Here is a 14,082-nt window from a genome sequence, read left to right on the forward strand (position 1 = left end):
TTGATTGTTATCTGATGCTGTTTGTATTATTGGGATCCCTTGTATTGCCGTTGGGAGGTGAACAACTGTATTTCCCGGCATAAGACATGCTCCACCCGGCCTGTGAGATTATAACTATCGACTCAAACAATCATACCCCATGGCGGATTTTCCTTTCAACATACCACAGTCACTTGCTACCTATGCCGAGCAGTTTGAAGATGATCCGCTGAAAAGTACGAACAGGCTCAAAAAACACCTCGAAAGCCGGGGACCGGATGCCGTCGGGCACTTCCTGCTGGCCTGGTTCTACCACCTCAAGGGACGCAGCGACCTGGCTGTTGAGCAGGCACTGAAGGCGAAGGCGTATGCCCCGGGCAGCCCGTTCCTGGAAAAATTGCACTATTATATGTCTCATCCAGACACCTTTGCCGCCTGGACACCTGAGCATATTTCTGAATATTCATCCCAAAAATACCGGCCACAAAAAGGACCTGAACCGATTTTAGATCTCGACAACTTGATTGCCCGGTTATCAGAGGTTGACTCCGAACCTATCTCCATATCGGAACGTGAAACCAAACTCAGATCTCACCCGGTCAGGTCAAAAGACGAGGATGAGGTTGATGACATCGCCTCTGAAACGCTGGCAAAAATTCATGAAACGCAGGGAAAAACCGAAGCTGCAATCCGTACCTACGAACGCTTAAAACGGCTGAATAGCGACAAAAAAACGTACTACGATGAGCAAATCGAACGCCTGAAAAAGCAGTTGAACGCATCAGACGAAGAGGAGTAACTTCTCTCCTGCTATCCTTTTATAAACGGGTTGTTCGCCTTTTCATGGCCCACTGTTGTTTTAGGTCCATGTCCCGGGTAGATCTCCGTGTCGTCTGGCAGACTGTAGAGTTGCGTTCTGATGGAATGTTCCAGCGTGTTGAAGTCGCCCTTGTAAAGATCCGTGCGACCGATCCCCTCCCGGAAGAGTGTATCGCCCGCTATGAGCTTTCCCTCTACTGGCAGGTACAGCACAACGTGGTCGGGCGCGTGTCCCGGTGTGTACCGCACATCAAAAGTAAATGGACCCAATTTCCAGTTTTCTGATATCGGCAGCCGGCTCGGAACTGTCTCAATCGGTTCCACGTCAAAACCAAACATCTGGGCCTGGGAGGAATAGTTTTCCCACAGGTAGCGGTCTTTGTCGCTCAGGTAAACCGGAACCTCGAACTCCTTCAACACCCGGTTTAAGCCCAGAATGTGATCGACATGAGCGTGTGTTAATACGATTGCCTGCAGCGTCCCGGATTGACTTGCCAGCTCTTTTTTGCACTCGTTGAATTCAGATTCCTCATAAAATCCGGGATCAACAAGGATCGCTGCATTATCCCTTGTCAGCAGGTATGTGTTTTCGGCAAAGGGTCCGACGTTGTATTGGTATAGCTGCATTGTTCAGTTATGTATTGATCGGTGCGGGGTATAAGTGGACGGGGTTATTCTTCCGGTTCGGCCAATAAAAAAAGGATGCAGAAACGAGTCCTGCACCCTTCAGTATCGCTCTGAAATAGAAAACCTAATCTTTGTTGCCGTAGCGCTTGTGGAAGCGGTCGATACGGTCGGCTTTTTTCTGAACTTTCAGGTTGTCGGTATAGAACGGATGGTTTTTGGAATCGACTTCGCTGCGGTAAACGCCATCTTCGGTGTCAAGCGTGCTGCGTGTCTTGAATTCGCTGCCATCACTCATAACAACCGTAATTTCGTGATAGTCGGGGTGAATTCCTTTTTTCATGATTGTAAAACTCTTTTTGCCTTTGATTTTGAGTGGTCAAATATACGAGGAACTGACGGGTTATGCAATGCCGGGAAGGCACTTACCCATGGCAACAGGGAACAGCTCGCACTATTATGCTGATATGTTACCGACAATAAAAGGTGCCAATGTTTCACCAGGAAATGTGTTCCGCATCATGGCGAACAAAATGGCCGGTACGCAGAGAGAAGTTCACAAACGCCTGCTGCCAGGTTAAAAGCGATCCGTTCAACGGTCTTCTTTATCCTTAGCCGTTTTGACCGGGACGCTACGTACCGGTAACGGCCTTTATCCCGGATAAATCGACTTCTTGGCTGCCAGCAGCGTATTTTTCATCAGCATGGCTACAGTCATGGGCCCCACCCCGCCGGGAACGGGGGTTATCCAGCTGGCTTTTTCCCTGACGCTCTCGAAGTGGCAGTCGCCCACCAACTTGTAGCCTTTTTCACGGGTTTCGTCCGCCACGCGGCTTATCCCCACATCAATCACCACAACGCCCTCCTTGACCATCTCTCCCTTGATCAGGTTGGGCTGGCCGGCCGCAACAATAATGATATCGGCCGCAATCGTATGCTGGGTAAGATCCTTGGTATATTTATGGCAGATGGTAGTAGTGGCTTTTCCCTCGGAATGCTCGCGGGAAAGCATAATTGAAACGGGGGTTCCCACGATATTGCTGGCCCCCACCACCACTGCATGCTTGCTCTTGGTAGGTATGCTGTAATATTTCAACAGCTCAAAAATACCGGCCGGGGTACACGACCGAAACGTGGGTTGTCCCACGGCCAGCCGTCCCACATTCATCGGGTGGAATCCGTCCACATCCTTCCGGTAGTCGATCGACTCGATGACATCGTGCGACGACAGGTGGCTGGGAAGGGGGAGCTGCACCAGAATACCATCCACATCATCATTTTGATTGCACTGGCGGACCGTTTTCTTAAGCTCTTTGGCAGAGACCGTGTCGGGGAGTCGCAGGGTGTCGGTTTCAATACCCACTTCCTTGCAGGCTTTCGTTTTCGCCCCGATGTAAGTGTTGGAGGCCGGATTATTTCCGATAAGAATAGCTTGTAAAAATGGCGGGCGATGGCCCTCGTCAACCCAGTCTTTTACATCCTGGCGGACTTCATCCCGGAGTTCTGATGCAACCTTGCTGCCGTCAATAATTTTTGCTGACATTAAACCTCTGTTAATTGTTTTGATTATGGGTACTAGAGACCTTTACAAAACCGTTGTTTTGGCGAACCTCTGTATTTTCGCGAATTTGAAATCCTCACATATAGCAAATAAGCTCCGGGGTCAAATTCGCTCAAGCGTTTACTGACCAAAACCCCTGGTTTTTCAAAGCCCTCTACTGATAAAAAAATGGATTATATTGCTGATTTAGCTTTATCGCACGTTTGTACAAAATACGGATTCAACCAGAAATTCAGCTTTTCCCACCATTAGCCTATTCTATAATACCGGCGCACCTTTCGCAGAGGTGAAAATAGTTTTACCGTTCGATATCATATTTTTTCATTTTGGTATACATGTGGCTTCGCTGAATGTCGATCGCTTCGGCTGTCTGGGAGATGTTCCAGTCGTTTTCTTCCAATTTTCGGACCAAAAATAATCGTTCTGCAGCTTCTTTGAAATCCTGAAATGTCTGGTTTTCCCGGATGAGATTCTCCTCCCGGCGGTTCGTGGTGGTATGCCGTGCAGAGGCCATCTGAGCCACGTCATCCTTCGTAATCGCAGAATCATTAACCAGCAATCCCAGCCGCTCCACCGCATTTTGAAGTTCACGAACATTGCCGGACCACGGAAGCGTTGCCAGTTCTTCCAGGGCCTCCCCGGTGAATTCAATTCCGGAAAATACGATATCCTCGTCGGCCAGCTGCCGGAGGTAATGTTGAGCGAGCATTGGGATATCTTTTCTTCTTTTTCTGAGTGGCGGCACATGGATCGGCAGCACATTGATCCGGTGATACAGATCCTCCCGGAAGTTGCCCTCTTCAATCTCTTCCACCAGTTCCTTGTTAGTTGCCGCAATCACCCGCACATCCACTTGAATCTTTTCGGTGCCCCCTACCCGGGTGACCGTATTTTCCTGGAGGGCACGCAGTACTTTGGCCTGCGCATCCATGCTCATATCGCCAATCTCATCCAGGAAAAGCGTGCCGCCGTCGGCCTGTTCAAATTTTCCGATTCGCCGACTCGTTGCCCCCGTAAACGCCCCTTCTTCATGACCAAAAAGCTCGCTTTCGAGGAGTTCACCGGGAATCGCCGCACAGTTAACATCCACAAAAGTCCCCCCGCATCGCCTGCTTTTTTCGTGAATCCAGCGGGCTACCAGCTCTTTACCCGTACCATTTTCGCCGGTGATGAGAACCCTGGAGTTTGTGGGGGCCACCTTGTCAATGGTTTGCTTGATCTGGCATATAGCCTCACTTTCCCCGATAATTGGAGGCACCTGCGGCAGCCTGGAACGCATATTCCTGTTTTCCTGCTGCAGGTTGTGCCGTTCAATAGCGTTTCGCACGCTCACCAGCAGGCGATTCAGGTCGGGTGGCTTCTCAATAAAGTCGAAGGCCCCCAGCTTGGTCGCCTTCACAGCGATTTCGATGTTGCCATGTCCCGAGATCATTATAACGGGAAATTCATGGTCTTCATCCCGGATGGCCTGCAGCACCTCCATGCCATCCATTCCCTGCATCTTTATATCCAGCAGCAACAGGTCGGGCTGCTGCCGTTCGATTCGTTCGAGCGTATCGGGGCCGCTTTCCGCCTCCGAAACGGTATATCCCTCAAACTCCAGGATATCCCTAAGCGAGTTTCGAATGCTCTTCTCGTCGTCGGTTACCAGGATATGTATGCCGGAGTTATCTGCCATCTTCGATTCTAGTAGGACTCATATATTTGCATCAACAGTTGCTGGTGAAGCCAGTCAATATAAGAAGTTTTGTTTGTGTAATTATTGGTATATATGCTGAAAACCAGCTTTTTCCCGGAGCGCGCCCGCATATACCCGCTGATTGCCCGCACCCCGGAGACATACCCCGTCTTCCCGCTTACATTGCGCTCCAGCGGTGTCCCCCGAAACCGATGTTCCAGCGTTCCGTTGAAACCGGCAACAGCCAGGCTCTTTTCATATGCCGGGAATTCAGGATGCTCCTGCATAACAGAAAGAAAATTCGTTAAATCGTCGGGCTTCAACAGCGTGGAGGAGGACATCCCCGACCCGTCGCTCAACTCAACATCCGTGGTATCCATGCCCGCGGTGTGGGCGAACTCCTCCACCAGGCCGATTCCCAGGTCAGTGGAGCCCTGGACGCCATACTTTTCGGCAGCAGCCGTCTTCAGCATCATCTCCGTATAAAAGTTGCTGCTTTCGGTGTTCACTTCCACCAGCAGTTCCGAAAGCGGCGGCGAATCGTGCCGGGCCAACACCCGAAACCGATCGCTGCTCCAGTTCCTCGGCTGGCTGTCAATGATGATCTGGCCGGTAATGTCGATGCCGCTGTCTTCCAGGTACTTGTTAAAGGTATCCATAAAAAAGAGCGGTGCATTCATGATCGAGAGAGACTCCTCCTCGTAGTAGCCCTTCGGCAGCTTGCTGCCCAGCACAATGGTGTTGGTTCCCAGCATGCGGCGGTAGAACTCATCATATTCGGTATTGGGCGGAGCGATCGTCTGCTCGTTTATAAAGTCAACATAATCGGTGTCGAAGGGGAACCACTGAATTCGGGGCGTCTCCCCCACTTCGTCATCGGCAAACACCTGGAGATCCACGGCGTTGTTGTTGAACGAAAGTGCGCTGATCTCCACCCCGTAGTAGAAGGAAAGATCCTCCCAGCTCCACCCTTTTGGATACGGCTGCTGATCAAAATAGGAGTCATTCCCGATCAGATTTCCTTCCACCCGGCGGATCCCGAGCGAGTCCAGCTGGTTGGCGATCTCTTCGAATACGTGGAAGCGGTGTTCGTGGTAAAAACGGCCCGAAATGGACGGATCACCCGAACCGCGAACGATGAGATCCCCTTTCCAGACTTCTCCCCGCTGCTCTCCCATTCCATAAATATACGTCTGATACCGAAAATCGGATCCCAGCTGGTCGAGGATGGCTGCCGAAGTCAGCAACTTGAGGTTGGAAGCCGGGCGCACGAGTTTGTCGTGGTTATGCCCCACCAGCAGCCGGCCGGTACTGTCCTTGACCGTAACCGACCAAAAAGCATCGCCCGCACTGCTCTGCTCAACAATGGATACAAGATCCGGCGTCCGGGGCTGGGCAAAGAGCGGGCCGATGGCAACCAGAAGTGCCAAGACGGCCAATCCCGCCGTTTGTTTGAACATTCTTTTTATATCCATGTCAATTTTAGTGATAACCATGTCCCCCGTTATTCAGCCCCCGAAATGCGCTTTTTCTTCCTCCTCGAACACCCCGATAATCTCATCAGCCGTAGTGCAGCTGGTCAGCCGGTTCCTGAAATCGGTATTATTCATTAAACGTGAAATCTTGCTCAACATTTTGATATGCAGGCTGTTGCTCGATTGGGGTCCCACGAGCATAAAAACCAGTTTTACCGGCTGCCCGTCTACCGCTTCATAATCGATCTGGTCTTTGAGAATCGCAAATGCGGCGTAATTATCGTCAATTCCCTCCGCCTTGCCGTGCGGAATGGCGAGCCCTTTGCCCACGCCGGTAGACATAATTTTTTCGCGTTCCAGGACCGCCTCCCGTATCGCCTCAAGCTCCTCCGCTCCCACCTGCGACTGCAGCGAGTCGACCAGCTTGTTCAAAACTTCGATTTTATCTTCGGCTTCCAGGTTGGGAATTACATTTTCGGTATGCAGCAAGCTGACGATATTCATGCAGATCTGTTGTTACAACATTAGGTTTTCTGTTCGGGGTAAAATATACTCATCGTTTATCTTTTGATACAATTATTAAACCTTTAGCAGCAAGCTTTTTGAATCTAGGTAAAATTCTTATCCTCCAGCATGGATAAACTAAAAGGTATATGGGCCGTTTTCGGGAAAGATCTCAAAACCGAATTCCGCTCTCGATATGTCATAAATACTGTTTTTGCCTTTGTGGGGGCGGCCATGCTCCTTATTCTGTTCTCCCTGCGTGCCGAACAGCTGCCCCCGACCCCCAAAAGCGGCATCGTGTGGATTGTGATCCTGTTCGCCGCACTCTCCAGCCTCTCCCGTTCATTTGTGATGGAAACCGAGCGCCTGACCTATGACCTGCTGCGGCTCCACGGGCAGGCCTCGGAAGTGTTCCTGGGCAAATTATCCTTCAACTTTTTCTTCACTCTTTTTGTGAACATCGTGACGTTCGCGCTCTATATTTTTCTGCTGGGCATACCTGTTTCAAATTATGGTGCGTTATTATTGACTCTTATTTTGGGCACAGCCGGTCTCTCGGGCGTCGCTACAATGCTGGCAGCCATTGTTTCGCAGGCAGATCGCAAAGGGGCAATTTTTTCGGTACTCAGCATTCCACTTTTTTTTCCCTTACTTTTGGTGCTTATACGAGCTACCAAGGCCGCTCTTTTTGAGGGCGCAGGCGGCTCTTTTGCCGACGATCTGGCAGCCCTTGTCGGCTATGCCGGTGTTACTATTTCAGCGGGAATTCTACTTTTTGACTATATCTGGGAAGAATGAACAGCAGTTATAAAGATCTCAAATTTTCGTTTGGCGACCGGCGACTGGTGGGCCAACAGTTTGCGCGCGAGCACCTGGAACGAATCGTGCATTCCGGGAGAATCAGCCACGCCTATCTTTTTTCCGGACCCTCCGGCATCGGTAAAACCGCCTTCGCTCTCGCATTTGCGGAAATCCTAAACGGTATTGACAACCTGACCGACTTGGGGGAACAGGCCTTCTCCAAAAAATCATCCTGGTTCCCGCACCCGGACGTTCACCTGTTTCTCCCGCTTCCCACAAGCGCAGTAAGCGGTAATAACGTCTCCACCGAGCTCCGCCCGCGGCTGCAACTGCTCAGTGAAGACCCCTATGAAATTGTAAACTTCCGGGTGCGCCCTTCTCTGACCGATGATGAGAGCTCAAAAAACTTGCGCGCTTTTTATCCCATTGATTATTTCCGGGATCATATCAGGCCAAAGGCGTTTTTGAAACCCAACGAGGGACAAAAAACCGTTATCATCCTGACCAATATTGAGGAGATGCGCGCGGAAGCAGCCAACGCATTCCTGAAGCTGCTGGAAGAGCCCTCTGAAGAGCTTGTTTTCGTGCTGACAACGGAAAATATGGAACACCTGCTCCCGACTATCATCTCCCGGTGTCAGCACATCCGCATGTCGCCGTTGAAGACAAATGAAATTGAACAGGCGTTGGTCGAGTATGATCGTGTGCCCGAGGAGCAGGCCGGCTACCTGGCCCGTATTTCCGGCGGCAACTACGCCATGACCCGCTTTTTTGACGCGGATGCGCTCAAGTCAACCCGCAAAGCCATTATCGAATTCCTGCGAAATTCATACATGCAGGAAGCGGTTGAAATTATTGATACGGCTCAACGTTGGCAGAGTGAGAACAATATTGAGGGCCAAATTGCCATTTTGAATATACTGGAGGTCTTTATCCGCGACATCATGGTTTACCGCGATACGCGAGAACGCTCGCTGCTCACTCACTATGATCAGCTCGACGTTATTGAGAAATTTTGCTCGCAACTGAGCGAGGCCAGGCTTGAAGAGATGATTGAACAGGTCAACCTCTGCAAGCCGATGATTTATCAAAACGTGCAGCCCAAGTTGATCTATACCACGCTGTCACTCCGCCTTTCAAATCTTATGAGAGGTCGGGATCCGGCCATTTCGGAGCAGGATTCCTGGAAACACCTACCCGCATTCGCAGGAAATTAACACTATGACATATATGGATATCGATAAAATTGAATTTACCAAAATGCAGGGAGCCGGTAATGACTTTGTGGTCATTGACAACCGGAAATACCAGTTCAGGATGAAAGATCTCATCCAGTGGGCTCCCCGCCTGTGCAACCGCAAGTTCGGCATAGGAGCTGACGGCTTGCTGGTTTTGAGCAATCCCCAGATCGACGGGTTGGATTATACCATGATCTACAGAAATGCCGATGGCAGCGATGCCGGGATGTGCGGCAACGGCGCCCGCTGCCTGGCCCTTTTTGCAAGGAAGTCGGGTTTCGACACCGAGCAACGGTTCAACGTGCATGACAACATCTACCGCGCAAAGGTTCGCTCCAACGATGAGGTGGAAATCTCATTCCCGGTAAAAACTCAAATCACTGAAATCACCCTGGATGACCAGCCTCTTTTTGAAGTGTATACGGGAACCGAGCACGTGGTCAGGCAGGAGCTGGATAAAAATACACTGCGCCGGGAGGATGAACTCCGGAGGATCGGGCGCCGTTTCAGGATGCACGAACATTTTCAACCCATTGGGACGAACGTAAACTTCATGCATGGCAGCGGAGAGAAGGAACTGAACATCCAGACATATGAACGCGGCGTCGAAGATCTGACCCTGGCTTGTGGTACCGGGGCGATCGCCTCTGCACTGGTATGGCACCATATCCAAAACAGTCACCGGGAGACCAAAACAGAATATACCGTCAATGTCAAAGGGGGCAAACTGTCTGTCGAATTTTCATTCGATCCCTCTACCCGAACATATTCGAATATAAAGCTAAAGGGCAAAGTAGAATTTGTTTTTACCGGAGAATATTATCTTTAAGCGTACCGGTGTTCTGTTGCTTGCGTTGCTTCTGGCTCAGTGCGTGCCACTGTCAAACAATCGGGAAGAACCTAGCAACAGTACAAAACACCTGAAAAACACTTTTACAGTCGCTCCCCAGTCTGCTCCCCCGCGGCAAATACAAAGCCTGCAGCTGTATCGCCTGGATCAGCCCTCCTCTCCCCCTGTTATCGAGCTTGGCAGCCGTCAGCAGCTGGTGCTGAAATTCGATCACCTGGGTTCGGACGCCAGGCAGTTTAAAATTGAAGTGCGTCACTATTCCGCCGACTGGCAGGAAAGTCCCCTTGCACTCAATTACTACCTGGATGGGTTTTATGAGGACTATTTCGGGGCGGGAAGCAAAAGTTATGTTCAGCGCCCCGCCTACCGGCATTACGAGTACGTCCTGCCAAACGATCGCCTATCCATGACTGTCAGCGGCAATTATTTGCTCACGGTACGCGAGCCCGATTCAGGAAACCTGCTTTTCAGCCTTCCTTTTTTTGTTTCCGAACAGGAAGGAGAACTTCAGACCAGTATCAAAACCGAATATGCCCGCCGCGAGGACCTGCGAGAACAGGATCGTCCATTCAGTGAGTACCGGTATCCCCCCTTCGTGGAGATGCCGCAGTTCGACCTGTCATTCCAATACGTGCAAAATCAGTTCTGGGGACGGGCACGACCGGTCAAACATTTTGATACCTCGACGCCCGGGTCCGTACACTTTCACCTGTCACAGCAGGAAGCGTTTCTGGGTGATTATGAGTTTAACACCCTGGATATCCGTTCTTTCACTCCCGATGGCACTCACATTCTCTCCTATGAACCGGAGTTTACGCCTCCAAATATAATTCTCCGGCGGGATGTACAACAGTTCCCGCCCGCACCCGCTTTTTGGGGTGGACCCCGTTTGGGACGTCCCGATGACGATCGCAGCGCAGAATACGCCAATGTTCATTTCCGGCTGGAAACGGCGGCTGAGGCCGATGCCCTTCAGCAGATCTACCTGGTCGGTGATTTTAACGGTTGGACGATCAACCCGCTAAACCGAATGAAGTTCAACCCCGGATCGGGACTTTGGGAAGGCAGCGCATTTATCAAGCAGGGGGAATACGCCTACAAATATGTTACTCTTGAAGAAAACCGTATAAACGACCTGGAGCTGGACAGGAGCTTTACCTACCGCAGGCAGGAATATATCACACTGGTGTACTACCGGGATCCGGTGCGCCACTACGACCGCCTGTTGAACGTCGCCAGCACGGAACATTAACCCGGCTTCCCCGATGTTCGACCCTACAGCCAGCGTCGCACTTGTGACTTATACCGGGAATACATCGCCCCGAATCTCTCTTCCATGGCGACCTCTTCCGGGATGATCTGGTAACGATTCATATATGCCACAAAAAACGGGGGCACGAAAAAAGTCAGGCTATTGCCCAGAAAAAATCCATAGCCAATTAACAGCAACAACAGGGCCAAATACATCGGGTTTCGGGATATCCGGTAGACTCCACCGGTAACCAGTGTATTTGCATTTTCCGGGCTATGGGGATTTACGGTAGTAGCATTCCTGTAGAACTGTACCAGGGCCGCCGTGCCCAGCAGTCCGCCGCATCCCAACAGAAAAACCACGACCCACCGCATACCTGAAAATATTACGATATCGGGATGGGCAAAATAATTTATGCCCCACATCACAGCCAAGAAGAAAAAGGTTACCAGAGCCGGGGGTATTTTCAGTTTCATATAACAGCCGCCCAATAGTTAATCGATCTATGGTGCCAGTATAATCAGGGCGTTGAATCAGTCTTCGGAGACAACTTTTGTCGTCCGATAAGTAACCTGAGACTCATTAAGCCGATCTAATTGCTAATGAGGTATGGCCTTTCACCCTCTTACAGGTCTTTCTATAAATGGAGATTACAGAAAACAAGGCTCTACTCCCTCAAATAACGATTATACGAATCAACCAGTAACTACCTCAATTACTTTCGAGTCCTGCACTTACCAGGTCTTCGAATCCTCCGATGTTATACACATTTTCAAACCCGTTTTCGACCATCAACTGGGCTGCTTTTCCACTGCGGTTTCCTGAACGGCAGTAGAGATAGTACGTTTCATTTTTGTCGAGTGTGTTGAGTTGGGCTTCAAAATCGCCGTTGAGCAGGTCGTAATGCCGGTCGGCTTCGGCCAGATGCCCCGCATCGTATTCTTTCTGGGTGCGCACATCTATGACAATGCCGGGTTGTTGATCTTTTTTCTGCAGAAATTCTGTTGGGCTTATGTCCATAACTTGATTGGATTCTTGTGTTGATTCGGTGTTTGAGAACAGGGTTATCGCAATAACTACTGCAATACCGATTAATGCTATGATCAGGATGGGCTTATTCATGATATCTCACTTTTTATATTAACTTGTTGATGATTGAAAACTGGACGCTTCAGCTTATTTATGTTCTTTTAGAGGACTTTGCAAAACCCTCAATTCCTCGTTCTGCAAAGGTTCCTTTAAAATATAAAGTGTTGATAATAACGTCAGCATCTCTACAAATAAAATCGCAGCCGATAAACTGCATATCCGCAATGGCGTCCGCCAGAAGTGCACCAGTAGCGTATCCCAGGTCACGCCAGATCCTGAACGCACCACCGCCTTCAAGCGTTTTGACCAGCGCCGACAGCGAAAACTGTTTCCAATTGGCTTTAAGTCCTAATTCTCGCATAAACATGTTGGGTTATCCGCCGATGCTAACTGTTGGTCTGCAGGGGTGAATATTCATAGTCGGGATGCTGGTTCTTTTCGGAGTAGAATGTGGTTACCGCATCATGCACATCGAAAAAGAAATTTTTGATGCCCATTTCCTGGATGATATCGCATGTTTTAAGCTTATCACGCACCGGCCCGATAGCACCGGCGATATATAATTCAATGCCTTTGTCTTGCAGATCTTCAATAAAATCACGGAGTACATGAATACCGGTAGAGTCGATATCGTGGATCGACGAGGCGTCCAGGATAACCAGTTCCAAATCATCCCCCCGCGCGGCAATAAGCTCATCCAGTCGATCCTGGAAATGGGTCACGTTTGCAAAAAAGAGTGCCGAATCAAATCGATAGATAAGCACTTTCCGATCCGTTTTCGCCTTGGGGTATCGCTGTATGTTGCGGAAATTTCTGGTCTCGCCAAGTCGACCCAATTCAGTACTGTGCGGTTTTGAAGAGCTGTAGATCACGACGATCAGCGAAAGAACCACACCCACCAAAATGCCCTCTTCAATGCCAAGGGCTAGCGTGGCGACAAACGTCGTAGCCAACATCGCCAGGTCTTTCCGATCGGTTTTCCACAGGTATTTCATCTCTGCAGCATCAAACAGGCCGGCCACCGCCACAATAATGATCGAAGCCAGTACTGCCATCGGCAGATAATAAAACAGCGGGGTCAACAACAGCACGGTGAGTCCGATGATAGCCGCACTGATTATGGAGGCCATTCCCGTTTGTGCTCCCGCCTGGTCGTTTACCGCCGTTCGTGAAAACCCGCCGGTTGTGGGGTAGGACTGGAAAAAGGCGCCCCCGATATTGGCTACTCCCAAGCCGACCAACTCCTGGTTCGGATCCACTTTGTAGCCGTGTTTATTGGCAATAGCTTTGGCCACAGCGATAGATTCCATATACCCGACCAGCGAAATGACCAAAATCGTGGGAAGCAGTTGCTGAAAGTCACCCAGGTTAAATGAGAATATCTCAAGTGATGGCAGTCCCCGGGGGATTTCACCCACAATGGCGACCCCTTGCTGGTCCAGCCCGAAACCGGCGGTAACCAGTGTTCCCAGCACAACAACAACCAGCGCCGAGGGAAAAGTGGGTTTCCACTTTCGGATCATGATAATAAGGACAATAGCACCGATGCCGATGGCAGACGTATAGGGATCGATAATTGCGGCTTTTTCAAAAACGCCCATCAAAATCTCATGCACATAATTGGTCCGCGGCAGGTCGATGCCAAGCAGGTTTTTAAACTGGCTGGCACCAATTATTAGGGCGGCGGCGGAAGTAAACCCGCTGAGTACCGGGTGTGAAAGGAAGTTGACCAAAAAGCCCATCCGAAACAGGCCCATCAGCAGCTGGAATACCCCCACCCCCATGGCGGTCATGATGGCCAGCTGGATAAACCGGTCGCTGCCCACTTCGGCAATTTCGCCCACGCCCGCCACCACCAGCAGCGATACCATCGCCACGGGGCCGACGGCAAGTTGACGCGAAGTTCCAAAAATAGCGTACAAAATGAGTGGCACGATGGATGCGTATAACCCGTATATCGGGGGTAGTCCGGCCAGCACGGCATATGCCATACCCTGTGGAATCAGCATGATGCCTACGGTGATCCCGGCGTTCAGGTCTCCCTTAAAGTGACCGGAGGAATAGTTCTTTATCCAGTCGATCATCGGTATAAAACGAGATAGCTTGGATGAATTTTTCATAATTCTGTAGTTAATTTGGCAAACGCGCGAGTACAGCTGCCGGCTAATTTCTCCCGCGTAAACATATAATAGTCAACAAAACCACCGGGCGG

General features: G+C 50.3%; 16 protein-coding genes. 6 read left to right on the forward strand and 10 right to left on the reverse strand.

Translation table 11 applies throughout. The features are described from left to right. The first annotated feature begins 139 nt into the window (after positions 1-139). Positions 140-778, forward strand: coding sequence for a hypothetical protein (locus ACG2E4_RS10325; protein ID WP_395276487.1), 639 nt, complete (start codon positions 140-142; stop codon positions 776-778). An 11-nt stretch (positions 779-789) separates the two neighbouring features. Here the strand turns inward: ACG2E4_RS10325 and ACG2E4_RS10330 are convergent, their stop codons facing one another. After that, a complete protein-coding gene (locus tag ACG2E4_RS10330) occupies positions 790-1,425 on the reverse strand; it encodes an MBL fold metallo-hydrolase (RefSeq protein ID WP_395261067.1) in 636 nt (211 codons plus the stop codon). Between the two features lie 124 nt (positions 1,426-1,549). Further along, entirely contained in the window at positions 1,550-1,765 is a 216-nt protein-coding gene (rpmE, locus tag ACG2E4_RS10335) for a 50S ribosomal protein L31 (protein ID WP_395261068.1), read from the reverse strand. Between rpmE and ACG2E4_RS10340 the strand changes: the two genes are divergently transcribed. Beyond that, positions 1,764-2,003 carry a hypothetical protein gene (locus tag ACG2E4_RS10340; protein ID WP_395261070.1) on the forward strand — a complete coding sequence of 80 codons (240 nt, stop codon included), beginning with the start codon at positions 1,764-1,766 and terminating at the stop codon, positions 2,001-2,003. The two genes, rpmE and ACG2E4_RS10340, sit on opposite strands and share 2 nt — an antisense overlap. 71 nt (positions 2,004-2,074) lie before the next feature. Here the strand turns inward: ACG2E4_RS10340 and folD are convergent, their stop codons facing one another. The 4 genes from folD to ACG2E4_RS10360 all read right to left on the reverse strand — a co-directional run bounded on the left by folD (position 2,075) and on the right by ACG2E4_RS10360 (position 6,640). Next, a complete protein-coding gene (folD, locus tag ACG2E4_RS10345; RefSeq protein ID WP_395276488.1) occupies positions 2,075-2,965 on the reverse strand; it encodes a bifunctional methylenetetrahydrofolate dehydrogenase/methenyltetrahydrofolate cyclohydrolase FolD in 891 nt (296 codons plus the stop codon). A 316-nt stretch (positions 2,966-3,281) separates the two neighbouring features. Then, complete coding sequence (locus tag ACG2E4_RS10350) at positions 3,282-4,661, reverse strand: sigma-54-dependent transcriptional regulator (RefSeq protein WP_395276489.1); 1,380 nt, start codon at positions 4,659-4,661, stop codon at positions 3,282-3,284. Between the two features lie 8 nt (positions 4,662-4,669). Beyond that, positions 4,670-6,136 carry a D-alanyl-D-alanine carboxypeptidase/D-alanyl-D-alanine-endopeptidase gene (gene dacB / locus ACG2E4_RS10355; protein ID WP_395276490.1) on the reverse strand — a complete coding sequence of 489 codons (1,467 nt, stop codon included), beginning with the start codon at positions 6,134-6,136 and terminating at the stop codon, positions 4,670-4,672. Positions 6,137-6,169: 33 nt separating this feature from the next. Then, on the reverse strand, positions 6,170-6,640 hold the full coding sequence (locus ACG2E4_RS10360) for a PTS sugar transporter subunit IIA (protein ID WP_395261078.1): 471 nt from the start codon (positions 6,638-6,640) through the stop codon (positions 6,170-6,172). Between the two features lie 129 nt (positions 6,641-6,769). Here ACG2E4_RS10360 and ACG2E4_RS10365 point away from each other — a divergent pair, with 129 nt between their 5' ends. The 4 genes from ACG2E4_RS10365 to ACG2E4_RS10380 are packed head-to-tail and all read left to right on the forward strand — an operon-like array spanning position 6,770 to position 10,781. Then, on the forward strand, positions 6,770-7,438 hold the full coding sequence (locus ACG2E4_RS10365; protein ID WP_395261080.1) for a heme exporter protein CcmB: 669 nt from the start codon (positions 6,770-6,772) through the stop codon (positions 7,436-7,438). Next, positions 7,435-8,658, forward strand: coding sequence for an ATP-binding protein (locus tag ACG2E4_RS10370; RefSeq protein WP_395276491.1), 1,224 nt, complete (start codon positions 7,435-7,437; stop codon positions 8,656-8,658). Before ACG2E4_RS10365 ends, ACG2E4_RS10370 begins: the two co-directional genes overlap by 4 nt. Positions 8,659-8,671: 13 nt before the next feature. Continuing rightward, entirely contained in the window at positions 8,672-9,508 is an 837-nt protein-coding gene (dapF, locus tag ACG2E4_RS10375) for a diaminopimelate epimerase (protein ID WP_395261083.1), read from the forward strand. A gap of 43 nt (positions 9,509-9,551) precedes the next feature. Next, the gene (locus ACG2E4_RS10380) at positions 9,552-10,781 is read left to right on the forward strand and encodes a type IX secretion system plug protein domain-containing protein (protein ID WP_395276492.1); all 1,230 of its coding nucleotides are present in this window, start codon (positions 9,552-9,554) and stop codon (positions 10,779-10,781) included. Positions 10,782-10,804: 23 nt separating this feature from the next. On the opposite strand, the gene ACG2E4_RS10385 is transcribed toward ACG2E4_RS10380, so the two are convergent. The 4 genes from ACG2E4_RS10385 to ACG2E4_RS10400 form a co-directional block, all read right to left on the reverse strand. Continuing rightward, positions 10,805-11,257 carry a methyltransferase family protein gene (locus tag ACG2E4_RS10385; RefSeq protein WP_395276493.1) on the reverse strand — a complete coding sequence of 151 codons (453 nt, stop codon included), beginning with the start codon at positions 11,255-11,257 and terminating at the stop codon, positions 10,805-10,807. A 235-nt stretch (positions 11,258-11,492) separates the two neighbouring features. Further along, positions 11,493-11,903: a rhodanese-like domain-containing protein gene (locus tag ACG2E4_RS10390; RefSeq protein ID WP_395276494.1), complete on the reverse strand. Its 411-nt coding sequence runs from the start codon at positions 11,901-11,903 to the stop codon at positions 11,493-11,495. A gap of 58 nt (positions 11,904-11,961) precedes the next feature. Next, positions 11,962-12,231 carry a hypothetical protein gene (locus tag ACG2E4_RS10395; protein ID WP_395276495.1) on the reverse strand — a complete coding sequence of 90 codons (270 nt, stop codon included), beginning with the start codon at positions 12,229-12,231 and terminating at the stop codon, positions 11,962-11,964. Between the two features lie 25 nt (positions 12,232-12,256). Further along, entirely contained in the window at positions 12,257-13,990 is a 1,734-nt protein-coding gene (locus tag ACG2E4_RS10400) for a SulP family inorganic anion transporter (protein ID WP_395276496.1), read from the reverse strand. Positions 13,991-14,082 lie beyond the last annotated feature (92 nt).

Origin of the sequence: Halalkalibaculum sp. DA384 (assembly GCF_043951955.1) — a bacterium.
Taxonomy (GTDB): Bacteria; Bacteroidota; Rhodothermia; order Balneolales; family Balneolaceae; genus JAMQKA01.

Coding starts and splice junctions, on each gene's coding strand:
- ACG2E4_RS10360 (WP_395261078.1), bottom strand. CDS start 6,640: ATGAATATCGTCAGCTTGCTGCATACCGAAAATGTAATTCCCAACCTG.
- folD (WP_395276488.1), bottom strand. CDS start 2,965: ATGTCAGCAAAAATTATTGACGGCAGCAAGGTTGCATCAGAACTCCGG.
- ACG2E4_RS10370 (WP_395276491.1), top strand. CDS start 7,435: ATGAACAGCAGTTATAAAGATCTCAAATTTTCGTTTGGCGACCGGCGA.
- dapF (WP_395261083.1), top strand. CDS start 8,672: ATGGATATCGATAAAATTGAATTTACCAAAATGCAGGGAGCCGGTAAT.
- ACG2E4_RS10340 (WP_395261070.1), top strand. CDS start 1,764: ATGATTGTAAAACTCTTTTTGCCTTTGATTTTGAGTGGTCAAATATAC.
- ACG2E4_RS10385 (WP_395276493.1), bottom strand. CDS start 11,257: ATGAAACTGAAAATACCCCCGGCTCTGGTAACCTTTTTCTTCTTGGCT.
- ACG2E4_RS10330 (WP_395261067.1), bottom strand. CDS start 1,425: ATGCAGCTATACCAATACAACGTCGGACCCTTTGCCGAAAACACATAC.
- ACG2E4_RS10400 (WP_395276496.1), bottom strand. CDS start 13,990: ATGAAAAATTCATCCAAGCTATCTCGTTTTATACCGATGATCGACTGG.
- ACG2E4_RS10395 (WP_395276495.1), bottom strand. CDS start 12,231: ATGCGAGAATTAGGACTTAAAGCCAATTGGAAACAGTTTTCGCTGTCG.
- ACG2E4_RS10365 (WP_395261080.1), top strand. CDS start 6,770: ATGGATAAACTAAAAGGTATATGGGCCGTTTTCGGGAAAGATCTCAAA.
- ACG2E4_RS10350 (WP_395276489.1), bottom strand. CDS start 4,661: ATGGCAGATAACTCCGGCATACATATCCTGGTAACCGACGACGAGAAG.
- rpmE (WP_395261068.1), bottom strand. CDS start 1,765: ATGAAAAAAGGAATTCACCCCGACTATCACGAAATTACGGTTGTTATG.
- ACG2E4_RS10325 (WP_395276487.1), top strand. CDS start 140: ATGGCGGATTTTCCTTTCAACATACCACAGTCACTTGCTACCTATGCC.
- ACG2E4_RS10390 (WP_395276494.1), bottom strand. CDS start 11,903: ATGAATAAGCCCATCCTGATCATAGCATTAATCGGTATTGCAGTAGTT.
- dacB (WP_395276490.1), bottom strand. CDS start 6,136: ATGGATATAAAAAGAATGTTCAAACAAACGGCGGGATTGGCCGTCTTG.